Origin of the sequence: Microbacterium sp. MMO-113 (genome assembly GCF_037148555.1) — a bacterium.
In the GTDB taxonomy this organism is placed as follows: Bacteria; Actinomycetota; Actinomycetes; order Actinomycetales; family Microbacteriaceae; genus Microbacterium.
On the sequence record NZ_JBBCTD010000004.1, the window covers coordinates 512,832 to 537,046 of the forward strand.

At 69.1% G+C, this 24,215-nt stretch carries 23 protein-coding genes and 3 tRNA genes; 13 read left to right on the top strand and 13 right to left on the bottom strand.

Annotation, left to right across the window (positions count from 1 at the left end):
- Positions 1–57: 57 nt before the first annotated feature.
- A complete protein-coding gene (locus WFJ36_RS16210) occupies positions 58–768 on the bottom strand; it encodes a VIT1/CCC1 transporter family protein (protein ID WP_071329763.1) in 711 nt (236 codons plus the stop codon).
- Positions 769–879: 111 nt separating this feature from the next.
- Here WFJ36_RS16210 and WFJ36_RS16215 point away from each other — a divergent pair, with 111 nt between their 5' ends.
- The 5 genes from WFJ36_RS16215 to WFJ36_RS16235 all read left to right on the top strand — a co-directional run bounded on the left by WFJ36_RS16215 (position 880) and on the right by WFJ36_RS16235 (position 3,994).
- Positions 880–2,157 (top strand): sensor histidine kinase, encoded by a 1,278-nt coding sequence (locus tag WFJ36_RS16215; protein WP_071329762.1) that lies wholly within the window; start codon positions 880–882, stop codon positions 2,155–2,157.
- Positions 2,145–2,834 (top strand): response regulator transcription factor, encoded by a 690-nt coding sequence (locus WFJ36_RS16220; protein ID WP_336643704.1) that lies wholly within the window; start codon positions 2,145–2,147, stop codon positions 2,832–2,834. Before WFJ36_RS16215 ends, WFJ36_RS16220 begins: the two co-directional genes overlap by 13 nt.
- Positions 2,831–3,733: a DUF4097 family beta strand repeat-containing protein gene (locus WFJ36_RS16225; protein WP_336643705.1), complete on the top strand. Its 903-nt coding sequence runs from the start codon at positions 2,831–2,833 to the stop codon at positions 3,731–3,733. The genes WFJ36_RS16220 and WFJ36_RS16225 overlap by 4 nt, the downstream gene beginning before the upstream one ends.
- Positions 3,734–3,818: 85 nt before the next feature.
- Positions 3,819–3,892, top strand: a tRNA-Ile gene (locus WFJ36_RS16230).
- A gap of 26 nt (positions 3,893–3,918) precedes the next feature.
- Positions 3,919–3,994: transfer RNA gene (locus WFJ36_RS16235), tRNA-Ala, on the top strand.
- Positions 3,995–4,003: 9 nt separating this feature from the next.
- On the opposite strand, the gene WFJ36_RS16240 is transcribed toward WFJ36_RS16235, so the two are convergent.
- Both WFJ36_RS16240 and WFJ36_RS16245 read right to left on the bottom strand, forming a co-directional pair.
- A complete protein-coding gene (locus tag WFJ36_RS16240) occupies positions 4,004–5,125 on the bottom strand; it encodes a M24 family metallopeptidase (RefSeq protein WP_336643706.1) in 1,122 nt (373 codons plus the stop codon).
- A gap of 50 nt (positions 5,126–5,175) precedes the next feature.
- Positions 5,176–5,622, bottom strand: coding sequence for a hypothetical protein (locus WFJ36_RS16245; protein WP_336643707.1), 447 nt, complete (start codon positions 5,620–5,622; stop codon positions 5,176–5,178).
- 136 nt (positions 5,623–5,758) lie between these two features.
- Between WFJ36_RS16245 and WFJ36_RS16250 the strand changes: the two genes are divergently transcribed.
- Positions 5,759–6,181 carry an NUDIX hydrolase gene (locus WFJ36_RS16250; protein ID WP_071329759.1) on the top strand — a complete coding sequence of 141 codons (423 nt, stop codon included), beginning with the start codon at positions 5,759–5,761 and terminating at the stop codon, positions 6,179–6,181.
- A 14-nt stretch (positions 6,182–6,195) separates the two neighbouring features.
- On the opposite strand, the gene WFJ36_RS16255 is transcribed toward WFJ36_RS16250, so the two are convergent.
- Both WFJ36_RS16255 and WFJ36_RS16260 read right to left on the bottom strand, forming a co-directional pair.
- Complete coding sequence (locus WFJ36_RS16255; RefSeq protein WP_336643708.1) at positions 6,196–6,678, bottom strand: aminoacyl-tRNA deacylase; 483 nt, start codon at positions 6,676–6,678, stop codon at positions 6,196–6,198.
- A complete protein-coding gene (locus WFJ36_RS16260) occupies positions 6,675–7,172 on the bottom strand; it encodes a hypothetical protein (protein ID WP_025102885.1) in 498 nt (165 codons plus the stop codon). Before WFJ36_RS16260 ends, WFJ36_RS16255 begins: the two co-directional genes overlap by 4 nt.
- 146 nt (positions 7,173–7,318) lie before the next feature.
- On the opposite strand from WFJ36_RS16260, the gene WFJ36_RS16265 reads away from it, so the two are divergent.
- Both WFJ36_RS16265 and WFJ36_RS16270 read left to right on the top strand, forming a co-directional pair.
- Positions 7,319–7,876, top strand: coding sequence for a peptidylprolyl isomerase (locus tag WFJ36_RS16265; protein WP_025102886.1), 558 nt, complete (start codon positions 7,319–7,321; stop codon positions 7,874–7,876).
- A 21-nt stretch (positions 7,877–7,897) separates the two neighbouring features.
- Positions 7,898–8,791, top strand: coding sequence for a rhomboid family intramembrane serine protease (locus WFJ36_RS16270; protein WP_292786551.1), 894 nt, complete (start codon positions 7,898–7,900; stop codon positions 8,789–8,791).
- 151 nt (positions 8,792–8,942) lie between these two features.
- Here the strand turns inward: WFJ36_RS16270 and WFJ36_RS16275 are convergent, their stop codons facing one another.
- A complete protein-coding gene (locus WFJ36_RS16275; protein WP_025102888.1) occupies positions 8,943–9,182 on the bottom strand; it encodes a cell division protein CrgA in 240 nt (79 codons plus the stop codon).
- Positions 9,183–9,286: 104 nt separating this feature from the next.
- On the opposite strand from WFJ36_RS16275, the gene WFJ36_RS16280 reads away from it, so the two are divergent.
- From WFJ36_RS16280 to WFJ36_RS16290, 3 genes are read left to right on the top strand one after another with little or no spacing between them, the layout of a single operon-like run.
- The gene (locus tag WFJ36_RS16280) at positions 9,287–10,081 is read left to right on the top strand and encodes a class E sortase (RefSeq protein ID WP_071329812.1); all 795 of its coding nucleotides are present in this window, start codon (positions 9,287–9,289) and stop codon (positions 10,079–10,081) included.
- Between the two features lie 25 nt (positions 10,082–10,106).
- A complete protein-coding gene (locus WFJ36_RS16285; protein WP_136051341.1) occupies positions 10,107–10,262 on the top strand; it encodes a DUF4175 domain-containing protein in 156 nt (51 codons plus the stop codon).
- Positions 10,259–10,891 carry an anthranilate synthase component II gene (locus WFJ36_RS16290; RefSeq protein ID WP_292786542.1) on the top strand — a complete coding sequence of 211 codons (633 nt, stop codon included), beginning with the start codon at positions 10,259–10,261 and terminating at the stop codon, positions 10,889–10,891. Before WFJ36_RS16285 ends, WFJ36_RS16290 begins: the two co-directional genes overlap by 4 nt.
- A gap of 18 nt (positions 10,892–10,909) precedes the next feature.
- Here the strand turns inward: WFJ36_RS16290 and pknB are convergent, their stop codons facing one another.
- The 7 genes from pknB to WFJ36_RS16325 are packed head-to-tail and all read right to left on the bottom strand — an operon-like array spanning position 10,910 to position 19,784.
- On the bottom strand, positions 10,910–12,601 hold the full coding sequence (gene pknB / locus WFJ36_RS16295; RefSeq protein WP_071329756.1) for a Stk1 family PASTA domain-containing Ser/Thr kinase: 1,692 nt from the start codon (positions 12,599–12,601) through the stop codon (positions 10,910–10,912).
- A 44-nt stretch (positions 12,602–12,645) separates the two neighbouring features.
- Positions 12,646–14,397 carry a serine/threonine-protein kinase gene (locus WFJ36_RS16300; RefSeq protein ID WP_336643709.1) on the bottom strand — a complete coding sequence of 584 codons (1,752 nt, stop codon included), beginning with the start codon at positions 14,395–14,397 and terminating at the stop codon, positions 12,646–12,648.
- The gene (locus WFJ36_RS16305; protein WP_292786534.1) at positions 14,394–15,848 is read right to left on the bottom strand and encodes a peptidoglycan D,D-transpeptidase FtsI family protein; all 1,455 of its coding nucleotides are present in this window, start codon (positions 15,846–15,848) and stop codon (positions 14,394–14,396) included. Before WFJ36_RS16305 ends, WFJ36_RS16300 begins: the two co-directional genes overlap by 4 nt.
- A 1-nt stretch (position 15,849) precedes the next feature.
- The gene (locus WFJ36_RS16310) at positions 15,850–17,235 is read right to left on the bottom strand and encodes an FtsW/RodA/SpoVE family cell cycle protein (protein ID WP_071329753.1); all 1,386 of its coding nucleotides are present in this window, start codon (positions 17,233–17,235) and stop codon (positions 15,850–15,852) included.
- Positions 17,232–18,536 carry a PP2C family protein-serine/threonine phosphatase gene (locus WFJ36_RS16315; protein ID WP_071329752.1) on the bottom strand — a complete coding sequence of 435 codons (1,305 nt, stop codon included), beginning with the start codon at positions 18,534–18,536 and terminating at the stop codon, positions 17,232–17,234. Before WFJ36_RS16315 ends, WFJ36_RS16310 begins: the two co-directional genes overlap by 4 nt.
- 7 nt (positions 18,537–18,543) lie before the next feature.
- The gene (locus WFJ36_RS16320; RefSeq protein ID WP_071329751.1) at positions 18,544–19,062 is read right to left on the bottom strand and encodes an FHA domain-containing protein FhaB/FipA; all 519 of its coding nucleotides are present in this window, start codon (positions 19,060–19,062) and stop codon (positions 18,544–18,546) included.
- Positions 19,059–19,784, bottom strand: a complete 726-nt coding sequence (locus WFJ36_RS16325) for a DUF3662 and FHA domain-containing protein (RefSeq protein WP_336643710.1) — start codon at positions 19,782–19,784, stop codon at positions 19,059–19,061. The genes WFJ36_RS16320 and WFJ36_RS16325 overlap by 4 nt, the downstream gene beginning before the upstream one ends.
- 144 nt (positions 19,785–19,928) lie before the next feature.
- Between WFJ36_RS16325 and WFJ36_RS16330 the strand changes: the two genes are divergently transcribed.
- Together WFJ36_RS16330 and WFJ36_RS16335 are read left to right on the top strand one after the other, a co-directional pair.
- Positions 19,929–20,011: transfer RNA gene (locus tag WFJ36_RS16330), tRNA-Leu, on the top strand.
- A 328-nt stretch (positions 20,012–20,339) separates the two neighbouring features.
- Positions 20,340–24,215 (top strand): beta strand repeat-containing protein (locus WFJ36_RS16335; RefSeq protein WP_336643711.1); only part of this gene is annotated, 3,876 nt, incomplete at its 3' end.

Here is a 24,215-nt window from a genome sequence, read left to right on the forward strand (position 1 = left end):
CCTCACGGTCGACGGAAGGGCGGGTGCTGCGGCACCCGCCCTTCCGCGTGTGCGGGCTCAGACGACGCCGGTGGATCCGAGGAGCGAGCCGATCAGCCAGGTCGCGGCCAGCGCCAGCGCTCCACCGACCACCAGCCGGAGCGCGGCGCGGAGCGGGGGTGAACCGCCGATGCGCGCCGACACCGTCCCGGTGAGCGCCAGTGCGAGGAGGACGGCGACGAAGGTGACGGGCACTCGAGCCTCCGGCGGCGGGAGGAGGATCGCGAGGAGCGGGAGGAGTGCCCCGAGTGTGAACGCGATGGCGGAAGACGCGGCGGCGTGCCACGGATTGACCAGATCGTCCTGATCGATACCGAGCTCCACCTCGAGGTGTGCGGCGAGGGCGTCGTGGGCGGTGAGCTCCTCCGCCACCCGCTCGGCCGTCTCCTCCGAGAGTCCGCGCCGGCGGTAGAGCGCGGTCAGCTCCGCCAGCTCCTCCGCCGGCATGGTCCGCAGCTCTTCGCGCTCCTTGGCGATGAGTGCCCGCTCGCTGTCGCGCTGACTGCTCACCGAGACGTACTCCCCGAGGGCCATGGAGATCGCGCCGCCGACGAGACCCGCGACGCCAGCGGTGAGTAGCGCGGCGCTGTCCGTCGTGGCACCCGCGACGCCGACGACCAGCGAGGCCACCGACACGATCCCGTCGTTCGCGCCGAGCACGCCGGCACGCAGCCAGTTGAGGCGCTGACTCACGCCCGAACCGTGGGGCTCGTTCTCATGCGTCGTCATGCGCCCAGTGAAGCAGATCCTCGTCGTCCGCACACCCAGTAGGGAAAACCCGAAGGCGAGTGTCCGGTTGCCTCGGTGGGCGGTGCCGCGGCCCGGCCCTACCGTGGAACCATGACCACACAGACTGCGATCCCGGCCTCCGCGGCAGCGGCCTCGCCGCCATTGCGCCTCCCCCTCACCATCCTGCACCTGGCGGGTGCGGGGGTGATCGGCGGCGGCGTGATCGGCGTGCTCGGCGGGCTCCTCGGAGCGGGGATCGGCCTTCTCATCGTCTTCGGCGTCGGCGTCTTCCTCCTCGTGGGACTGGTGTACGCCCTCTTCGGCGTCGGCTGGTTCGAGGTGGAGCGCGTCGCCGGCCTCTACCGGGTGCCCACTGTTCCGCTCCGCCTGCGACCGCGTGAGCGCTCCGGGTTCGGCGGGTGGCTCCGTACCCTCGGCCGGCAGTCGATCGACGGTCGGATGTGGCGAGCGGTCGCGAACTTCGTCATCACGGCCGTTCTCGGCTTCTTCGTGCTGCGGCTGTTCTGGACCCTCGTGTGGTCGGCGATCATCGCGTTCGCGCCGCTGACCCCGGCCGAGACCATCCGGGCGCCGTTCGTTGGGGCGGAGATCCCGGCGTCGTGGGCCCCGCTCATCGGCATCCTCGGTGTCGTCGTTTCGGTCGGCGCGATCATCGGCCTCGCCTTCCTGGCGCGGACCCTGGCCCTGGCCATCGTGGCGCGGGCCCGGGAGGCGGAGCTCACCGAACGGGTGCGGGCCTCCACCGCCCAGCGGGAGGGAGCCGTGCGCGCCGCGGATGTCGAGCGCACCCGCATCGAGCGGGATCTGCACGACGGCGTCCAGCCCCGACTCGTCTCGGTGGGCATGACTCTCGGGCTCGCCCAGCAGAAGATCGACAGCGATCCCGCCGCGGCGAAAGTGCTGATCTCCGAGGCGCACACCTCCACCAAGGCGGCGATCACCGAGTTGCGGCAGCTCGCTCGCGGCATCCACGCGTCCGTCCTCGATGATCGCGGACTCGATGCGGCGCTGTCCGCGCTCGCCAGCCGCTCCCCCATCCCGGTGCAGCTCGACGTGCGGATGGATCCGTCGGCTCCGCGGCCGGCGCGGGAGGCGGAGGCGGCGGTGTACTTCTCCATCGCCGAGTCGCTGACCAACGCGGCGAAGCACTCCCGAGCGAGCGAGGCGCGGGTCACGGTCCGCCTCCGCGAGGGGGGCATCCTGTGGGCACGGGTCGAGGACAACGGCATGGGCGGCGCGCAGGTGCTCCCGGGCGGCGGCCTCGACGGCATCGCCAACCGGATCCTCGCCGCCGGCGGGACTTTCCGCCTCGACAGCCCGCAGGGCGGTCCGACCAGCCTGGAGGTGAACGTGCCATGCGCATCCTGATCTGCGAGGACTCCGTCCTCCTGCGCGAGGGGCTTGTGCGTCTGCTCGAGGACGCCGGTCATGAGGTGGTCGCCGCCCTCACCGACACCACCGATCTCCGAGCCACTGTGGCATCCGCGTCCCCGGACCTCTGCATCCTCGATGTGCGGCTCCCGCCGACGTACACCGACGAGGGCATCCGCGCGGCGCTCGACCTCCGGACCGTGCACCCGGCGCTCGCCATCCTCGTCCTCTCGCAGTACGTGGAGGAGCGCTACGCGTCCGACCTCATCGCCGCGCAGGGCGGTCCGCTCGGCTACCTCCTGAAGGATCGGGTGGCGGATGTCGCCGAGTTCATCGATTCGGTGCAGCGGATCGCCGACGGCGCCACCGTCCTCGACCCCGAGGTCGTCGCGCAGCTGCTGACCCGCCGCAACCGTGACGACCGCATGATGCGGCTCACGGAGCGCGAGCGGACGGTGCTCGCGCTCATCGCGGAGGGGAAGTCGAACCAGGCGATCGCGGGGCTCCTCTTCCTCTCGGAGGCGAGCGTCGAGAAGCACATCACCTCCATCTTCCAGAAGCTGGGCTTCGAGCAGGGCGAGTCGGGCAACCGCCGCGTCCTCGCTGCTCTCGCCCACCTCGAGAACACGGGCGGCACGTCGCCGTCGAACGGCCAGACAGGAGCCACACGATGACCACCGAGAACCCCGGAGCACAGGGCGGGCACACCCCGCTCACTCCCCCGCCGTCGCCGGCGACGTCCCCCGCGCCGGGTGCGCCCGAGCCGGGCCGGTCGTCCGGCGCGACCGGGATCCTGGTCCTCACCGCCGTCGTCGGAGGCATCGCTCTCGTCGGGGCCGGCGGGACGGCTGCGGTGGCCGCGACGGGTACCCTCCTCTCGTCGAACCGGGCGGATGCCGTCCAGACGCTCGATGTCGACGGGCTCACGGCGATCGACCTCGACGCCGATGCGAGCATGGTCCGCATCGAGTTCGCGAACATCGACGAGGCCGAGCTCTCGGTCGCCAACGGCCGCGGGACGGGCTGGACCTTCGAGCGCGAGGGCGACCAGATGGTCGTCCGCAGTCCCCAGCCGGTCTTCGGCTGGTGGTTCGGCAACTGGTTCGGCGAGGAGGAGCGCGTGGTCCTCACGCTGCCGGAGGAGCTCAGCGGGACCGACCTCGGGGCGAACCTCACGCTCGACGCGGGCTCTCTCGACGTGTCCGGCGAGTTCGGGACGTTGGAGGTGCAGGTCAATGCGGGATCGCTGGACATCGCGGGCGCCGCGGAGGTGTTCGACGTGCAGATGAACGCCGGTCGCGCCGACGTCGTCCTCGACGGCGTGACGCAGGCGGACCTCGGGATCGCGGCGGGCGACCTCACGGTCGAGCTCACCGGCGAGGGGCCGTCCGCGACCACCATCGATGTGAACGCCGGGTCGCTCAACCTGACCCTCCCGGACGTCGACTACCGCATCCGGCAGGACGTCAGCGCCGGGTCGTTCGACGCCACCGTGGACGAGTCCTCCGGTGCGCGGCGCACGATCGATGTCTCTCTCGCCGCGGGCCGCATCAGCATCCAGCCGGGTCGGTGAACGGAGCGAGAGCGAGGCCCCGGGGAGGGGCCTCGCTCTCGATTCGGATTTTCGCCGAAACTCCGGTAAAGTTCTGGAGGTTGACGGGGCTATAGCTCAGGCGGTTAGAGCGCTTCACTGATAATGAAGAGGTCCCAGGTTCAAGTCCTGGTAGCCCCACCCTTTCAATTCAAGAATTCCCTCACGGGGCCTTAGCTCAGTTGGTAGAGCGCCTGCTTTGCAAGCAGGATGTCAGGAGTTCGAATCTCCTAGGCTCCACCATCCTCTCCCTCACCGGTCGGTCGCCGTGATTTCATGCGGTGCCGTGTTCAGGCGCTCGACGCCGTCCGCCGTCACGACCACGATGTCCTCGATGCGGGCGCCCCATTCGCCGGCGAAGTAGATGCCGGGCTCGATGCTGAAGGCCATGCCCTCGCGGAGCACGAGGTCGTTGCCGGGGGCGATGTACGGCTCCTCGTGCACCGAGACGCCGATCCCGTGACCCGTGCGATGCAGGAACGCCTCGCCGAGCCCCGCCTCCGCGAGAACCGACCGGGCGGCCGCGTCGACCTCCGCCGCCGTGACCCCGGGGCGCACCGCATCCACGGCGGCCTGCTGCGCCCGGACAAGGGTGGCGATCCGATCTGCGGCTGCCGGATCGGGCGTTCCGACGACGTAGGTCCTCGTGCTGTCCGAGTTGTAGCCGCTCGGAACGGCTCCCCCGATGTCGACCACGACGATGTCGCCGTCCTCGATCACCCGGTCAGAGACCTCGTGATGGGGGTCGGCGCCGTTGGGCCCCGACCCGACGATGACGAACTCGACCGTCCGATGTCCCTCCTCCACGATCGCCGCGGCGATGTCGGCGGCGACCTCGCGCTCGGTGCGGCCGGCGCGCAGCCATCCGGGCACGCGGCGGTGCACGGCATCGATGGCCGCGCCGGCGCGACGCAATTCGGCGATCTCCTCCTCGTCCTTGACCATCCGGCCTTCCCGGAGCACCGGAGTGGCGAGTTCGAGCCGGGCTTGCAGGCGATCGCCGATCGGCACGACGTGCAGCGCGGGAAGCGAATCTGACACCCCGACGCGCGAGACGGGACTGGTGGCCGCGGCGACGAGGGCGTACGGATCGTCGCCGTCGACCCAATCGGCGACGGTCAGTCCGAGCTCTCCGACGGCCGTGCTGCGCACCTTGGCGAGCTCCATCCGGGGGACGATGAGCGTCGCCGTGCCCTGCGGCGGCAGGACGAGGGCGGTCAGCCGCTCGATGGTGTCACCCTCGACACCGAGGAGGTACTGCAGGTCGGGGCCGGGGCCGACGATGATCGCGTCGAGGCCGGCCTTCCGGGCGCGCTCCTGCGCGCGTGCGAGACGGCGGGCGTAGACGGCGGCGGAGAAGGGAAGGGTACTCACAGGCACCACGCTAATGCGCGCGACCCCGCTGCGTCAGACCCTCTTCGAGCTCAACTGATCGCCTGGCGGATGCGCCCGGCGAGGAACTCGAGATCCTGCTCCGTGAGCGCGGTCACCGCGTACGCGGTCGGCCAGACGGTGCCGTCGTCGAGGTTCGAGATCGGCTCGAATCCAAAGGTGCCGTAGCGGACCTTGAACTTGCTCGCGGGCTGGAAGAAGCACAGCACCTTGCCGTCCCGGCCCCACGCCGGCATGCCGTAGTACGTGCGGGGCACGAGCTCCGGCGCCACCTCGGAGACCAGCGCGTGCAGCTTCTCGGCGAGCAGCCTGTCCTCGTCGGTGAGCTTCGCGACCGCCTCTTTGAGGTCGGCCTCCCCGGCGGCGCGGAGTTCCTCCGGCGACTTCTTGGCCCGCGAGCGTCGAGTGCGCGCCTCCTTCGCGGCCGCCTGCATGGCCTCGCGTTCCTCGGCGGTGAAGTTCTTGTCGTTGTCGGCCATGATGATCCTCTCGTGCGGCCTGGATGATGCTCCCAGCGTAAGGACGACGCGCGGTGCCGTGCTTCTCGATTCGTGATCGATCGCGTCCGCCGTCACGCGACGGGACGCAGCTCGATACCCGGATAGTGTGTGACGCATGGACCTGCGCGTCGCCGCATACGGGGTCGTCACCGACGAGGGTGGACGCCTGCTGCTGGCGCGATGGACGGAGGGTCGGCGCATCGCGTGGACGCTTCCCGGCGGGGGACTGGAACCGGGTGAGCCACCGGAGGATGCCGTGCGCCGGGAGCTCCGAGAGGAGACCGGCTACACCGTCCGCGTCGGCTCACTCCTCGGCATCCACTCCCGTGTCATCCCCGCAGGGCGGCGCGTGCAGAAGTCGCCTGATCCCCTGCATACCCTCCGGATCGTCTATCGCGCGGAGGTCACTGGCGGGAAGCTGCGCTGGGAGACGGACGGCTCCACCGACCGGGCGGAGTGGTTCGCTCTCTCCGCCGTCGCCGGGCTGCAGCGCGTTCGGCTGGTCGACATCGCACTGCGGATGGCCGGCCTGCTCTGAGGTCCCGGCGGTCGTCAGCGCTCGTCGGGCACCGAGATGTCGGCGACGGTCGCGCCGTACGCCGCGATGAGGTCGTCGGCGTCGACGAAGAGGCTGTAGCCGTGCGCGCCCGCTCCCATCGCGACCCGCTCGCCGACGATGGACGCGTCGGCGTAGACCGGCCAGTCGGTGGTGCTGCCGATCGGGACGATGGTTCCGCGCTCGTAGCCGGTTGCCGCGAGAGCGAGCTCGGGTTCGGGCAGGCGGAGCTTGTTCACTCCCACGACGGCCCGCAGCTTCGGCCACGAGATGGACCGCCCACCGGGGATGAGCGCGAACAGATAGGTGTCGTCAGAGCGCTTGACCACGAGGGTCTTCACGATGCCGGACGGCGGGATGCCGAGGATCTTGGCGGCTTCGACGAGGCTACGCGCCTGCGGCCGCTCGCGGATCTCGATGTCGAGTCCGCGGGCAGCCGCAGCATCCCTCACCCGCGCGTGCGGGTCGGGAGTGGTCACGCGTCGGGAGCCGACAGCGGGTCGTCGGCGACCCAGAGTTCGTCGTCGGCCCGCAGCGCCTGCCAGGCGGCGTACAGAACGCCGACGGCGGCCGCAGCACCCAGGACGATGGCGATGACGGATCCGAGACCGGGACCCTTCTTCTGCGAGACGGCCTTGCGGGCCTTGTACTCGACGCCGTGGCGCTTCGCGTTGGCGACGTCCCACGCGGTCAGCGCGGTGCCGACGACGCCGCCCACGATCGGGACGACCTTGTCGTCCACGACGTGCTTTCCGGCCTTGACCGAGCGGTCAACGACCGGGGCCACGCGGCGGTTGTACGTGTCCTGGACCACCGGGACGATCTGCTCGCGATTGAAGTTGCCGAGCTGGCGACCCGCCTCACGAGCGACGTCGGCAGCGTGGCCGACGAGCACCTGCTGGTCTTCCCACAGCTGGTTCGCGTCCTTCTGAAGACGACGAAGCTGCTTCTTCCGCTTGCGGCTGAGGCTCACGATGCTCTCCTGTCCATTGGAGTACGGGTTCCCCATCTTGCCACGAGAGGCTGGATGCGGCGAGGGAATCGCCCGCCCCTTGCATCATCGGCTCCTGCGTTGTACACGCCCGGCCCGCTCACCGGAAGCTCTGCGAGAATGAACGCATGGTTCACGCTTCCCACGTCGCAACTCTGCACACCAACCACGGTGACATCGTCATCAACCTCTTCGGCGACCACGCCCCGAAGACGGTCAAGAACTTCGTCGGCCTCGCCGACGGCTCCCAGGAGTGGACGCACCCCGCCACCGGCAAGCCGGGCGAGGGTCCCCTCTACAAGGACGTCATCTTCCACCGCATCATCCCGAACTTCATGATCCAGGGCGGCGACCCGCTCGGCCAGGGCGTGGGCGGTCCGGGGTACAACTTCGACGACGAGATCAACAACGAGCTCAACTTCAACGAGCCCTACATCCTCGCGATGGCCAACGCGGGCCTCCGCCGCAACGCCATCACCGGCAAGGTCGAGGGCACCAACGGCTCGCAGTTCTTCATCACCACGGACCCGACCCCGTGGCTGCAGGGCAAGCACACGATCTTCGGCGAGGTCGCCGACGACGCATCGCGCAAGGTCGTCGACGCGATCTCCGCGGTCCCGACGGCTGCGGGTGACCGCCCGATCGAGCCCGTCGTGCTGCAGTCGATCGACATCGTCGCCGCCTGACGACAGCGACGGCCGATCCGGATGACGACGCCCGAGTTCACGAACAACCGTGAGAACTTCTGCTACCGGCATCCGGATCGGCAGTCCTTCGTGCTCTGCCAGCGGTGCCTGCGCACCATCTGCCCCGAGTGTCAGACGCCCGCCCCGGTCGGCGTCATCTGCCCGGAGTGCATGAACGCGGAGCGCAAGAACCGCACCCCCGCCCAGAAGAAGGCCGCGCGTCGGTGGCGCGGTGGTGGGGCCACGACCATGGGTGCCGTGCGCAGCGGCAAGCCCGTCATCACGTACGTCCTGCTGGCGGTGACATCGTTCATCGGCCTCGTGCAGCTCATCCCCGGGCTCAACGCCCCGATCATCCAGGCCCTCGGCTTCTACGCGCCGTTCCTCTACCCCAACCTCTCCCTCCTGCCGTTCGAGCCGTGGCGACTGCTGACCGTGCTGTTCGTGCACGGCGGCTTCGTGCATCTCGCACTGAACATGCTCGCCCTGTGGATGCTCGGACAGAATCTCGAACCGATGCTGGGTCGCGCGCGTTACCTCGCGCTGTATCTCATCAGCGGCCTCGGCGGATCCGTCGCGGTGGCCGTCCTGGCGCCGGAGACGTGGACGGTCGGCGCGTCGGGGGCGATCTTCGGACTCCTGGCTTCGCTCCTGATCATCGGGCGCCACATCGGGGCCAATGTCACGGGGATCCTCGTGATCCTCGGGATCAACTTCGCCTTCGGGTTCTTCGCCGGCGGCATCTCCTGGCAGGCGCACCTCGGCGGGGCGATCACGGGCGCTCTCGTGGCGCTCATCTATGTACGGACGAAGCGCCGCGACCAGCGGACCTGGCAGATCGTCTTCCTCGCTGCGCTGGTGGTGCTGTTGATCATCCTCGTCGCCGTCGTGCCGCCCCTGCTCCTTTTGGCCTGATCCTGAGTTGTTAACAGGGTTGTTAACCCCTGTGAATAACATCGGTGTAATTCTCCCCAGTGTGGGGATAACCTGTGGATAACTCCACGCCTGCCGCACAGACGAAGGAACCCCTCGCGGAAGAGGCGAGGGGTTCCTTCGTTCTGAGCGGTCAGCGCCAGCGGGTGGTCATGAGGAATCCGATGAGGGCGATGCCCAGGCCGATGGCCAGGTTCCAGTTGTCGAGGCCGGGGATCGGGAACTGCATGCCCGAGATGTAGAAGACGAGGATCCACGCGAGGCCGAGCAGCATGAAGCCGATCATCACCGGCTTGAACCAGACGGCGTTGGGAGCGGCGTCGCCTTCGGCGCGCTCGACGGCGGGTTCTTCGGTCTTGCGGTCACGTGCCATGCCGTCATTGTACCCGGGAGACCTCGGCGCCGACGAGACGTGAGGACGCGGATCGGCGGTGTCCCGACTCCTGCTGCACAGGTCGGGCGGATATGATCACGCCCATGACTGCATCTGTCGTGCCTGGGGGGCGGCGCGAACGGCGGCAGCGACGACGGTCGCGCGCCACGTTCGCGAGCGTGCTCGGCGAACTCCTCCTGACCGCGGGCGTCGTCGTCCTCCTCTTCGTCGCGTGGCAGATGTGGATCGGCGACATCATCATCGCGGCCCAGAAGAACGAGGAGGGCGCCGCGATCTCACAGCAGCTCGCCGCGGGCGAGGCGCCCGAACTGCCGCCACTGGTCGAGACGGACGACGGAGAGACCGTCTACGAGGCGCCCGTCCCTGCGGCCCCGGCCGACGGGGAGTGGTTCGGACAGATGCACATCCCCCGGTTCGGCGCCGACTACAACTTCGGCATCTACGGTGGCACGAGTCGCGCGCGCACTCTCGACCAGAAGGGCATCGGCGTCTACACGCAGTCGAAGATGCCGGGAGAGGTCGGGAACTTCTCCCTCGCCGGCCATCGGACCACCTGGGGGAAGCCGTTCAACCAGCTCGACAAGCTGCACGTGGGTGACGCGATCGTCGTGGAGACCCGTGACGGCTGGTACACCTACCGGTTCCGCACCCTGGAGTACGTGAAGCCGACGCAGACCGACGTGCTCGCCGACGTGCCGCAGATGCCGGAGCAGCAGACGGGGGAGCAGTACATCACCCTGACGGCGTGTTCACCGCTGTACTCTCTCGCCGAGAGGATCGTCGCCTACGGGGTGTTCGAGAGCTTCCAGCCGCGAGCCGAGGGACCCCCGCCCGCTCTGACCGACCCGCCGCCCCCGCCGGCCGCACCGTCCGTGTGACCCGCCTCCAGGAGAGAGAAGACCCATGTACGCCGCACTCTGGCGCCTGCTGCCCGGCCCGTGGTGGCTGCGCGTCCTCATCCTGCTCGTGGTGATCGCCGCGGTACTGTACGCGCTGTTCTGGTACGTGTTCCCCTGGGTCAGCCCGCTCATCGCCCCGGGCGAAGTCGACGTCGAATGACGAGGGTGCTCGTGGTCGACAACCACGACAGTTTCGTGCACACTCTCGTGGGTTATCTCCGCGAGCTCGGTGCGGACACCACGCTCGTGGAGTCCGATGCGACCGACGCGGTCGAGATCGAGGAGCTTCTGGGCGCGCATGACGCACTCCTGCTCTCCCCCGGTCCCGGGGCTCCTGCCGATGCAGGCGTCTCGATCGACGCTGCTCGCATCGCGGTGCGGCGGGGGGTCCCCACACTCGGAGTGTGTCTCGGCCATCAGGTCATCGGGGCCGCTTTCGGCACGGCGGTCCGGTCTGCTCCCCAGGTCATGCACGGCATGGTCTCGGCGGTCCGCCACGACGGCTCCGCCCTGTTCGCGGGCATCCCCTCACCTTTCGACGTGGGGCGGTATCACTCGCTCGCGCTGTCCGCGGCAGACCTGCCCGACGATCTCGCGGTCATCGCCACCGCCCCGGACGGCACCGTGATGGCGGTGGCGCACCGGACGCTGCCGCTGCACGGGGTGCAGTTCCATCCGGAGAGCGTTCTCACCCGAGGGGGCTACCGGCTCCTCGCCAACTGGCTGCGCCTCTGCGGCGACGAGGGGGCCGTCGCCCGCTCCGGCCTTCTCGATCCGCTGATGCGCTGAGCCGCGGCGCGTGCCGCGTCAGGACCCGGTGCAGTAGCGGAGTTCGACCGACGACCCGACGGGGACATCGCCCGGAGCGATGGACATCGAGTGCACCGTCGCCGGATCCGTCGCCGGGCACTCCGGCGCCTCGGTCGGCACCGGAGTGAGTCCCAGGTCGTCGAGCGCCTGCGTCGCCGAGTCCATGGACCAGCCGACGACGTTGTTCAGCGTGACCTTCCCGCTGGCGACCTCGAGGTTCACGACGGTGCCCGGAGCCACCTCGGCCTCCGCCTGCTCGCTCGCCGTCATCACCGTGTTGGCGGCGAGACCCTTGTCATTGCGTCGCGTCACCGTGCCGAGTTCGAGGCCGGCGGCCTTCAGCGCCTTCGTCGCGGCATCGAGGGACATCCCCTCGAGCTTCGGCACGACCACCGTCTCCTCGCCGGAGGACACGTAGAGGGTGACCGTCGAGCCCTTCTCCACGGACACGCCGCCCTCGGGATCCGTGCGGATGACGTTGCCCTCGGCGATCGACGGGCTCGATTCGATGACGATCTTCGAGGAGAGGTCCAGTTCGGCGAGGTCGTCCTGCGCGCGCTCCGAGGCGACGTTCGTCAGATCAGGCACGAGCCTCGAGGTGCTCGGCACGTCGGCGGGGCGCATGCTGATGGTCCAGACCCAGAACAGCACGGATGCCAGGAGCACCGCCAGCAGCGCGACTCCCGCCCAGATCCACGCGACGGGCGGTCCCGACTGTGTGCGGGCCATCGTGGTGTCGGTGCTGAGCTGTCGCAGGGACCGCGCCGTCTCCTGCGCCTGGCGCGGACTCGGTCCATAGAGCTCGCTCGTCAGGGCGCCGATCTGCTTGCGCGTGGGGGCGGCGCCGGTCACCGCGGCGTCCAGAGCGGCGCGGAAGTGGGCGGCGTCCGGATACCGCTGATACGGGTCCTTCGCGAGGGCGCGCAACACGATCGGGTCGAGGGCTGCGGGCGACTCCTCGTTGACCTCGGAGGGCGGGACGGGTGTCTCGCTGACGTGCTGGTAGGCGACGGCGACCGGCGACTCGCCGCGGAACGGCTGCCGTCCGGTCAGCAGCTCGTAGAGCACGACGCCTGTGGAGTAGAGGTCGGCACGAGCATCGACCGGCTCGCCCTTGGCCTGCTCGGGCGAGAAGTAGGCGGCAGTGCCGATGATCTGAGTGGTCTCGGCCACGGTCGAGGAGGAGTCGGACACCGCGCGGGCGATGCCGAAGTCCATCACCTTCACCTGGCCCTTGTCGGTGACCATGACGTTGCCCGGTTTGATGTCGCGGTGAACGACTCCGGCGCGGTGGGAGTAGTCCAGCGCTTCGAGAATCCCGTCGACGTAGCGCACCGCATCTTCGACGGGCACGGGGCCGTCGGCGATGATCTTCTTGAGCAGGGTGCCCTTGACCAGCTCCATCACGATGTACGGCGGCTCGTCCGAGGAGCTGTCGACCGTGGAGGGGTCGCCGGCGTCGTACACCCGCACGATCGACGGGTGCGACATGCGCGACGCCGACTGTGCCTCCAGCCGGAACCGGGTACGGAAACTGGTGTCGCGGGCGAGATCAGGATCGAGGATCTTGATCGCGATCTCGCGGCCGAGGGTCAGGTCGTACCCGCGGTACACCTTCGCCATCCCGCCGTGCCCGATGAGCTCGTCGACGCGGTACCGGCCCGCGATGACTCGTGGCTCTGTGGACACGGATGACCCCCTGGAAACGACTATGGCTGGACTGGATACTCAGGCTACCCTTGGGCGCCGTCCTCGCCGTCACCCGCGCCGTCCTCCGGGGCCACGATCGTGACGGACAGCGGCGGGGAGGCGTTCGACGTGCGCTGGTCGCCACCGGAGCAGAGTCCCTGATACGTCGCGATGAGCTGCTTCCCCACGGCGTCGCCGACCGTCACCTGCGCGTTGCGCTCCGTCGGCTGGAAGTTCGGCCCACCCGAAGCGAAGGTGCCGTTCTGCAGCGAGACGACGTAGCCGGACAGCGTCGTGCCACTGGGGCAGGTGAAACCCGTGCCCCAGGAGATCGTCACGGTGCTGCCGGCGATCGGGTCGCCGGTGATCGTGGGAACGTCCGTCGGCGTCGGCAACGGCGTGCGGCCCGCGTAGACCGTGAGGGCGATGGGGGTCGTGGTCGCGACATTCCCCTCCGGCTGCACCCGGTAGACCTTGCCGACATCGCCGTCGGTGGGGGCGGGGTCGCCCTCACCGCAGGCGATGTCGGAGAACCCGGCTTCCTTGAGCGTCGCGGTGGCGGTGCCGCAGTCCATGCCGTTGAGCCCGAGAGCGGTCACGTCGACGCGTGTCTCTTCAGGAGTCGGCGGCGGGGTCGGCGTCTCGGACTCGACCCGCGTGGGTGTGCGGCTCACGGACCCGGTGGGGTCGGGGTCGGCGTCCTTGCCCTGGTTGCCGAACAGTGCCCACAGCGTGCCGGCGACGACGATGAGCAGCAGGACGAGCAACGCGATCAGCGGCCACGTCCAGGCGCTCTTCTTCTTCTTTTTCTTTTCCTGCTCTTCCGCGACGGCCTCGTCGGTGGGCAGCTGCGCGGTGGTGGGCAGGATTCGCGTCGTGCCGTCGTCGCCGGTCGCGGTCAGCATCCGCGTGGCGTCGTCGTCCCCGGCGATGCCGCCCGTCGCGATGGCGGGCACGGCGATGGCGGCGGAGTTCAGGTCTCCGCGGCGGAGGGCCTGGGCTGCCCGGGCGACCGTGGCCGAGGAGGACGGGCGGTCCGCCGGCTTCTTCGCGATCATCGCCATGACGAGGTTCTGCACCGGGATCGGCACCGTCGGCGGCAGCGGTGGCGGCTGCTCGTTGATCTGCGCCATGGCGATCGCCACCTGCGATTCGCCGGTGAAGGGGCGCTTGCCGGCGAGGCACTCGTACGCGACGATGCCCAGCGAGTACGTGTCGGTCGCAGGGGAGGCGGGGTCGCCAGATGCCTGCTCCGGCGACAGGTACTGCACTGTGCCCATCACCTGCCCGGTCGCCGTGAGCGGGACCTGATCGGCGATGCGGGCGATACCGAAGTCGGTGATCTTCACGCGACCGTCCGGCGTGATGAGGAGGTTTCCCGGCTTGATGTCGCGGTGCACGAGACCCGCCGCGTGTGCGGCCTGGAGGGCCGAAGCGGTCTGCGCGACGATGTCGAGCGTCTTGTCGGCACTCAGCGCGCCGTCCCGCTCGAGGATCGTCGAGAGGGCTTCACCCGGAACGAGCTCCATGACGAGGTAGGCGCTGCCGTTCTCCTCGCCGTAGTCGAACACGCTGGCGATGCCCTCGTGGTTGACGAGCGCGGCGTGACGCGCCTCCGCGCGGAATCGCTCGAGGAACCCGGGGTCCCCCATGTACTCGTCCTTGAGGATCTTGATGGCGACGGTGCGCCCGATGACGTGATCCGTCGCCTCCCACACCTCGCCCATGCCGCCGATCGCAATCCGCGACTGCAGCTCGTAGCGACCACCGAACGACACACCCTGCGTCGGCCTCATCTGCCCAGCACCGCCTCTATGACCTTCTTCGCAATCGGAGCGGCGATGGTGTCCCCGCTTCCTGATTGACCCTGTCCGCCGCCGTTCTCGACGACGACCGCTACCGCGACCGCGGGGTCGTCCGCGGGGGCGAACCCCGTGAACCACAGCGTGTGCGGCCTGTTTCCGTTCTCCGCCGTTCCGGTCTTACCGGCCACGTCGACCCCGTCTATTCTTGCACCCTGCGCCGCGCCGTTTGAGACGCTGGCCACCATGGCGGAGGTCACCTCGTCCGCCACGTCCGGCTCCATCGCGCGGCCGAACTCGGTGCTGTCGAACGACCGGATCACCGAGAGGTCGTTGCCGATCACGGCGTCGACCATCTGCGGGTTCATCACGACGCCGTCGTTGGCGATGCCGGCGGAGACCATGGCGATCTGCAGGGGCGTCGCGGTCACCTGTCCCTGCCCGAATCCGGTGAGGGCGGTCTGCGCGTCGTCGAGTCCCTGGGGGTAGCTCGAGGGCGTCGAGGTGAGCGGGATGTCGAAGCTACGGTTGAACCCGAACTTCTCCGCCATCTCCCGGATCGTGTCATCGCCGAGCTCGACCGCGAGCTCGGCCATGGGGATGTTGCAGCTGAGACGGATCGCTTCGGCGATCGTGACCGTCGCGCCGGAGCCGCAGGTGCCGCCCCACGCGTTGGAGACGCGACTGTTCGAGCCCGGCAGCGTGTACGAGGCGGGGTTGGGGAGGGTCGACTCCGGCGTCCACTCGCCACTGGCGTAGGCGGCCGCCGCCACGACGATCTTGAAGGTCGACCCCGGGGGATTGAGATCACCGGCGATCGCGCGGTTCGACAGCGGCTTGCCGGGGTCGGCCACGAGCTGGTCGTAGGTCGCGTTGGCGGCGTTCGCGTCGTGGGTCGCCATGCTGTTGGTGTCGAAGCCCGGAGTGGACGCCAGCGCGAGGATGCGCCCGGTCTTCGGGTCCATCGCGACGACGGCGCCCTGCAGGCCGTCCAGGGCCTCGGTGGCGGCGCGCTGCGCTGCCGTGTTCAACGACAGCTCGACGCTGAATCCGCGCTGTGGTTGACCGGAGAGGATCCGCTCGATCTCTGCGAAGAACGCGTTGGAGCCGGTTCCGGAGAGGTCGGCGTTCATCGCCTCCTCGATCCCGGTGCTGGAGCCGAGCGCGGGGTTGAAGTAGCCGGTGACGGGCTCCCACATCTCGGCGTCGGTGTACACGCGCTGGAATCGGTACTGGTCGTCGCTGGGGACCGAGTTGGCGATCGCCGTGCCGTCGACGATGATCGCGCCGCGCTGGATCTCGTAGCTGTCCAGCCGGGTGCGCTTGTTGTGCGGGTTCTGCGACAGGTCGTCCGTCTCGACGACCTGGATCCAGCTCGTCGCGGCGAACAGCGCGATGAACATGAACAGCATGACGATGCTGAGTCTGCGGAGTTCTCGTGTCATGTCAGCCGATCACCACCCGGGGCTGACGGCGGACGCCGTCGGAGATGCGGAGGAGGAGTGCCACGATGAGCCAGTTCGCGACGAGCGACGAGCCACCGGCGGCCAGGAACGGGGTGGTCAGACCGGTCAGCGGGATGACCCGCGTGACACCGCCGACCATGATGAACACCTGCAGCGCGATGGTGAACGACAGGCCCGTGGCGAGCAGCTTGCCGAAGTCGTCCTGACCGGCGAGACCGATGCGGACGCCGCGGCTGACGAAAACCATGTAGAGGCAGAGGATCGCGAAGAGGCCGATGAGACCGAGCTCCTCGCCCAGGCTCGTGATGATGTAGTCGCTGTGCGCGAGCGGCGTGATCTCCGGGCGACCCTGCCCCCAGCCGGTGCCGATGAGCCCGCCGCGGGCGAGCCCGAAGAGCCCCTGCATGGGCTGATAGCCGGCGCCGTCCGGGTCGACCTTCGAGGAGTCGAAGAGGAACAGCCAGTTGACGAAGCGCCCCTGCACGTAGCTGAGGATCTGGGACGCGGCGGCGACGCCCGCGACCACGAGGCCGAGCCCGATGAGCACCCAGCTCGTCTTGCCGGTGGCGACGTAGAGCATGGCCACGAACATGCCGAAGATGAGCGTTCCGGTGCCGAGGTCGCGCTGGACGACGATGATGCCGAGAGAGACGAGCCAGACGACGAGCACGGGTCCGAGCTCGCGCATGCGCGGCCAGGTGATCCCGAGCACTCGCTTTCCCACCGACGTCAGGCTCTCCCGCGTCCGCACGAGGTAGCCGGCGAAGAAGATCGCGAGGCAGATCTTGGCGAGCTCTCCGGGCTGGAAGGCGAACATGCCGCCGAGCGAGACCCACACCTGCGCGTTCGCATCGGGGATCCGCAGCCCGGGAACGAACGGCAGGAGCAGCAGGAGGATTCCGGCGAGGCCGAAGATGTAGGTATACCGGAACAGGATCCGGTAGTTGCGCAGCAGGATGACCACCGTGATCGCTCCGGCGAGGGAGATGGCGGTCCAAGCGAGCTGTTTGGTGGAGTAGGCGTTCCACCCGGTGTTCGCGAAGGCGATGTCGATCCGGTAGATCATCGCGACGCCGAGTCCGGTGAGCAGCGTCGCAATCGGGACGACGAAGGGATCGGCATCGGCTGCCACGAAGCGCAGCACGATGTGGAGGGCGAAGGCCAGAGCCGCCAGCCCGCCGCCGATCGCCAGGATCATCGGGTCGATGGTGCCGAGAGCGCCGAGCTGGACGAGGGTGAGGGCGGCGCCGCTGATCGCGCAGGCGAAGAGGAGCAGCCAGAACTCGCGGTTGCGCTGCGTCTGCGGCATGCGGAGGCGGCGCAGAGCCTTGATGACCGTGGTGTCGGCCTGGACGTCGGTGCTCACCCCGCACCTCCCGAGGGCGTCGCGCTCGGGGAGGGGAGCGGCGTGGGCAGCGGGGTCTGCTCGATGATGTTCGCCTCGGCGCCCGTGCGGAGACGGTCCACGATGGCCATGGCGTCCGAGAGCGAGCGCGCGCTGATGGTGCGCTCGACCGATGCCCGCTGATACGGGGGCAGGTCGGCGAGGAGGATCTCGGTGTCCTCGACCGGTGTCGACAGCGTGATCGGACCGATGTTCTGCTGCACACCCTGGAAGATCACGACGCTGTCCTCATCGGCGCCGATGAAGTAGCGCGTCTGCGTCCAGCTGTAGGCGGCGAATGCGGCGAAGCCCAGCATGGCCAGCGCCACGAGCGTTCCGGCGATCCAGCCCAGCCGGCGGCGCTTGGCGCGACGGCGGTCCTCCTCGATCAGCTCCTCGAGGTACTCGGGTGCCGGCTCGAAGTGGCTCGGCTCGTTCGCGGCCTGGCGGACCGGGTGGAGCCAGTTGCTCCGCGGGGCCCGCACCGGCGGCACGTAGACACCCGACGGGTTCGACGCCGCGCCGACGATCGTGGCGGTGCCGGAGTGGACGGGGTGCTGTCCGCCCACATCGACGATCACGATCGTGACGTTGTCGGGGGCGCCGCCGTCGAGCGCCTGCTTGAGGAGGTTGTCGGCTGTGCGGCCGGGGGCGAGACCGAGCTGCATGGCCTTGAGGATGCGGGCCTCGTCCACGACGCCCGAGAGGCCGTCGGAGCACAGCAGCCAGCGGTCGCCGGGCTGCGCGTGCATGACGAACATGTCGAGTTCGGGGTCGGCGTCCATGTCGCTCAGCACACGCATGAGCACGGACCGACGCGGGTGGTATCTGGCCTCTTCCGGGGTGATCCGGCCGGAGTCGACCAGCCGCTGCACGAAGGTGTGGTCCGCGGTGATCTGCGTGAGCGCGTCGTCGCGGTAGAGGTAGATGCGCGAGTCGCCGATGTGGCCGATGACGGCGTACTCGTCGACCATGATGATCGCGCTGAGCGTGGTGCCGAGCCCGGCGAGCTCGGGACGATCCTTCGCGGCGCGGATGAGATCGCCCGCGGCTGTCGTGGCGGCGGCCTGGAGGGCGGCCTGCGCGTCCTCCGTGGAGGAGTACGGCTGGTCCAGCGGCTCCATGCGCTGGATGGCGATGCTGGAGGCGACGTCGCCGCCCGCGTGTCCGCCCATGCCGTCGGCGACGACGAACAGGTTCGCCCCGGAGTACCCGGAGTCCTGGTTGTTGGAGCGGACCTTCCCGGTGTGGGAGATCGCGGCGCTCGAGCCTTCGAAGACCATGCCGGCGTCAGGCCCTCAGCTCGAACGTCGTCGCGCCGACCTTGACCGGGGTGCCGAGGCTGAGGGAGACCGGGCCGCCCGTCACCCGCTGGCCGGCCACGAAGGTGCCGTTCGTCGAGTCGAGGTCCTGGATCGCCCAGGTGTCGCCGCGGAGCAGGAGTCGGGCGTGGTGGCTGGAGGTGTAGTCGTCGCGGATCACGAGGGCGGATTCGCTGGAGCGGCCGATCGTCATCGCGTCGGAGCCGAGGGGGAGCTCGAGGCCCGCCTTCGGTCCGGAGGTGATCACGAGGCGCTTCGCCGTCGCCACGGTCGCGGGGCCGGTCGACGGTCGTGCCGACGAGGGACGGGGCGGAGCGGCCGGTGCCGCAGCGGCAGCAGCCGGTGCTCCCGCGGTCGCCTCGGCGGGGAGCTTGCGGGCGCGCACCCCGAACAGATCGGCGCGCAGGGAGTAGACGACCCCGAACACGAAGAACCACATCAGCACGAGGAAGCCGATGCGGAGCAGGAGCAGGACCAGTTCGCTCATCCGAGGGCTCCGAACACGCGGGTCGCGTCGTCGTCGGGGCGAGACGACCGCGACGGGGTGGCGACGGGGACGATGCGGAACACGAGATCGGTGCGACCGATCGTGATCGTGGTGTCGGAGGGGAGGGCGGCTTCGCGGAGCTTCTGCCCGTCGACCTTCGTACCGTTCGTGGACCCCATGTCGCGGAGCATGGCGCGCTCGCCGTCCCAGAGGATCTCGGCATGACGACGGCTCGAGCCCGCGTCGGCGATGGTGATGTCGGCATCGGAGCCGCGGCCGATCACTGTGCGGGCACGCGTGAGGGTGTGCCGGCGTCCATCGACGTCGACCACGGCCTGCCAGCTCACGCGTCCTTCGACGGTGCCCGAGGTGACGCGGACGGTGCCGGTGGCGACCTTGTCGTCCGCTTCGAGCGTGATGGTGAGGGGACCGGCGAAGCTGTAGCCCTGGGACTTCGCATGCTTCGTGAGGAGCGCGTGCAGCTCGTCCGTCAGAGCGCCGCCGAGCCCGCGCATGCGCTCCGCGTCGTCGGGGCTGAGGCGCACGACGTAGTTGTTGGGCGCGATGATGCGGTCACGGCTCACCACGGCCGCAGTGGTATCCGCCTCGCGTCGCAGCGCCGAAGCGATCTCCACGGGCTGGATGCCGCTGCGGAAGGTCTTCGCGAACGCGCTGTTCACTGCGCGCTCGAGACCCTTCTCAAAGCTGTCAAGTAGTCCCACTGGGCTCCTCTGGCATGCCGACCGGTAGGGACATCGTAGCCAGGTGACCTGGGGGAACGCCGCCGACGCCCGTGCCGGGGTGTGCAACGCGGGCGAAAACGCGTGATATCCTCGGAAAGTTGAGTTCTTCGGAACGAGGCGCTCGCGCGAGTGGCGGAATGGTAGACGCGCTGGCTTCAGGTGCCAGTGTCCTTATGGACGTGGGGGTTCAAGTCCCCCCTCGCGCACAGCGAGACATTCATGAAAGAGCCGGTCAGAATCTGACCGGCTCTTTCTGTTTCCCCGCGATCCTCCGCGGCTGACCGGTGTCTTCCCCGTCCGACCAGTGACATACGTCCTCATCCTTGGTGGATGAAAGTGGCTATGGAGATTCCGCACCTCTCGCCCTACTCTCAGCGATATCTCAGTTCGGAGGGGTGGGTGAACTGGGCGCAGAACAGGGGAGTGTTCATGCTGTTTTCGCAGCAATCGAGTCCACAGCGCGATGAGACACAGCAGGACCGGAGAAGACGCCGGCGGCTGCTGTCGCCGCGGCGACCGTGGGCGGTCGCGACAATGCTCGCCCTCGTGCTCGGATCGCTCGTCGCGCCGGTGCTTCCGGCCACAGCTGCGCCTGGCGACCCGGCGCAGCTGTACCTCGGCGTCTCGTACGAAGGGACGACGATCGGCTCCGACAAGGACTTCAACGCTCCCACGGAGTGCCCGGCGAACTCGGTGCTCACCGGTGTGCAGACGGAGAACCGGCAGAACGTCAGTCCGACGAACTCCAATGCGATCCTCGTGCGGTTGAGCCTGCAGTGTGCGACGATCACCGTCTCGAACGCCGGCACGATCACCCCGGCGGTGAGCCCCACATGGCTCACCGGGCCCACCTACGATCAAGGGCGAGGAGACTTGCAGACCGCGGTGTGCCCGGCGAACACCGTCGTCCACCGCATCACAGGCACCACCTTCGTCGGCGACGGGACGAACCGGTGGCCCTCGTCGGTGCAGATCACCTGTCGGCCGCTCGTGCTCACCGCGACGGGTGAGCTCCGCATCGACCTCTCCGCCACGCCGACGGTCCTTACGGCGGGCGAGAATCTCAACACCACCGGCGGTCTCGATACGCCCACTCCGCAATGCGGGCCCGGGGGCACGACGGGGGTGAGCGACATCCTCGTCCGCGGCTATCGCGCGCAAGGTGGTGGCGAGGGCATCGACGGATTCACCCCCTCGTGCACCACGATCGCTGACGACTTCGGCGACGCCCCGGCGAGCTACGGCTCGGTATCGCAGGAGTTGAACGCGGCGACCTACCTCGGCTGGTCGGCCGACGCCGAGACGTCGATGCAGTCGAACGCCTCGGCCACCGGCGACAACGTCGTCGGGGGAACGGCTCCGAACCAGACCATCGATGATGAGACTGCGGTCTCGGCGTTCGGAGAGATCATCGCGGGTGTGACGGGCTCGTACTCTGTATCGGTCCTCGCGTCGAACAAGCTGTCCGGACTTCCGGCCACCCTGGTCGGTTGGGTCGACTTCAACCGCAACGGTGTCTTCGACGCCACGGAAGGGGCATCCGTGGTCGTGCCGGCGGGCACTCCCGACGGATCGTCGTTCACCCTCACCTGGTCGGGGATCGCCCCGCAGACGGTCGCCGGACAGACGTTCGCGCGATTCCGGATCGGCGCGGGGTCGACGCTGACCACGTCAACGCCCACTGGGACCGGCGGACCGGGAGAGGTGGAGGATTACGCCCTCACGATCACCGCAGCCGCTCCGGTCCTGGAGCTCACCAAGACGGCCACCCCGACAACGATCACCGCGGCCGGCCAGCCCGTGACGTACACCTTCGCCGTCTCGAACACGGGCAACGTGGCGATCTCGGACATCGGGATCGATGAGACCGCATTCAGCGGCACCGGGACGATCGGGGCCGTGACCTGTGCCGCCACCGCCCTCGCGGTGGGGGAGAGCACGACATGTTCGGCGACGTACACGCCGACGCAGGCCGATGTCGATGCGGGGACCATCACCAACACGGCGGTCGCGACCGGCACCTCGGCTGCCAACACTCCGGTCGAGAGCACTCCGAGCACCGCGGTCGTCACGGCGACACGCAACACCTCGCTGACCGTTCAGAAGTCGGCCACGCCGTCCGGTCCGGACGACTTCGTGGTCGGCCAGGTGATCGACTACTCCTTCATCGTCACCAACACGGGCAACGTGACGGTGACGAACGTCTCGATCGACGAGACCGCCTTCGACGGGTCCGGCTCGCTCTCGCCCGCCGTGTGTCCGTCGACGCCGCTCGCGCCGGGGGCGCAGATGACCTGCACGGCCACCTACACCCTGACCCAGGCCGACGTGGACAACGGATCGGTCAGTAACACCGCCACCGCGACCGGCGTGCCGCCCGGATCGCTCGTCCCCCCGGTCTCCCCGCCGTCGACCGTCCGGGTGCCGGTCGACCCGGCACCGGCGATCACGCTCGAGAAGTCTGCTGACACGACGGCCATCACGGGTGCGGGTCAGACCATCGCCTATTCCTTCCTGGTCACGAACTCCGGGAATGTGACGCTGACCGACGTCACCGTGGATGAGGGCGCATTCTCGGGTACCGGTCCGCTCGACGTGACGTGCCCGGCCGGCGCGGCGTCACTGGCCCCGGGGGCACGGGTGACCTGCACGGCGACCTACACGGTCACAGCAGCCGATTACAACACCGCCGAGCTCAGCAATACGGCGACCGCCACCGGGACCCCACCCGAGGGCACCCCGCCGGTGTCGCCGCCGTCGACGGTCGAGATTCCGGTCACGCCCGCGCCCGCACTGACGGTCTCCAAGACGGCGGACCGCACCGAGATCACCGCAGCTGGTCAGACGATCACGTACTCCTTCCTGCTCACCAATACCGGGAACGTGACCCTCACGGACGTCGGAGTCGACGAAGTGTCGTTCTCCGGCACCGGGACACCGCCTGTGGTGACCTGCCCCGCCGGTGCGGCATCGCTCGCTCCCGGTGGCACGGTCACCTGCACGGCACCGTACGTGGTGACCCAGGCTGACATCGACGCGGGACAGCTGACGAACACGGCCACGGGCACGGGCAACCCGCCCGGAGGTGGTGAGCCGCCGGTGTCACCACCGTCCACCGTCGTGGTGCCGGCCATCGAATCGCCGGCCATCACGGTCGTGAAGTCGGCCGATCCCGCCACCGTGTCGACGGTCGGCACGCCGATCACGTACTCCTTCTTGGTGACGAACACAGGCAACGTGACGCTCACCGAGGTGACCGTGACCGAGACGGCCTTCACGGGGACGGGAACGGCGCCGGCCATCACCTGTCCTGCAGGTGCGGCGTCTCTCGCGCCCTCTGCGCAGATCACCTGCACGGCGACGTACACCACCACGCAGGCTGACATCGATGCGGGCCAGATCACGAACACCGCGACGGCCACCGGCACACCCCCCGGGGAGACCGAGCCGCCGGTGTCGCCGCCGTCGACCGCGATCGTCACGGTCCCGCCCGCCCCGTCCCTGACCGTCGCCAAGACCGCCGACCGGACGGAGATCACGGCCGCCGGACAGACGATCACGTACTCCTTCCTCATCACGAACACGGGCAACGTGACCCTGACCGATGTCGGCGTCACCGAGGCCGCGTTCACCGGGACGGGGACGCCGCCGGTCGTGACGTGCCCGGCGGGGGCGGCGTCGCTCGCTCCGGGAGCCACGGTCACGTGCACCGCGCCGTATGTGGTGACGCAGGAGGACGTGGACGCCGGTGGTGTCACGAACACCGCCACGGTGACGGGCAACCCGCCCGGTCCCGGCACACCACCGGTGTCGCCGCCGTCGACCGTGGTGGTGCCCTCGATCGAGTCGCCGGGCATCACGGTCGTGAAGTCGGCCTCTCCGAGCACCGCGGCAGACTACGACGTGGGCCAGGAGATCACCTACTCGTTCGTCGTGACCAACACGGGCAACGTCACGCTGACCGACGTGACCGTGGATGAGACGGCGTTCTCCGGGTCGGGCGAGATGTCGCCGATCACCTGTCCGGCCGGTGCGGCGTCGCTGGCTCCGGGCGCACAGGTCACGTGCACCGCGACCTACACGCTCACCCAGGCCGACGTGGATGCCGGGCGACTCACCAACACGGCGACGGCGACGGGCACGCCGCCGTCCGGCGAGCCGCCGGTGTCGCCGCCGTCGACGGTGCAGATTCCGGGAGACCCGCAGCCGGCGTTGACGGTCGTGAAGTCGGCGGATCGGTCGACGATCACGGCTGCGGGGCAGACGATCACGTATTCGTTCCTCGTGACGAACACCGGGAACGTGACCATCACGGATGCGACGGTGACCGAGACGTCGTTCTCGGGAACGGGGACGGCTCCGGTGGTGACGTGTCCGGAAGCGGCGTCGTCGCTCGCGCCGGGCGCCCAG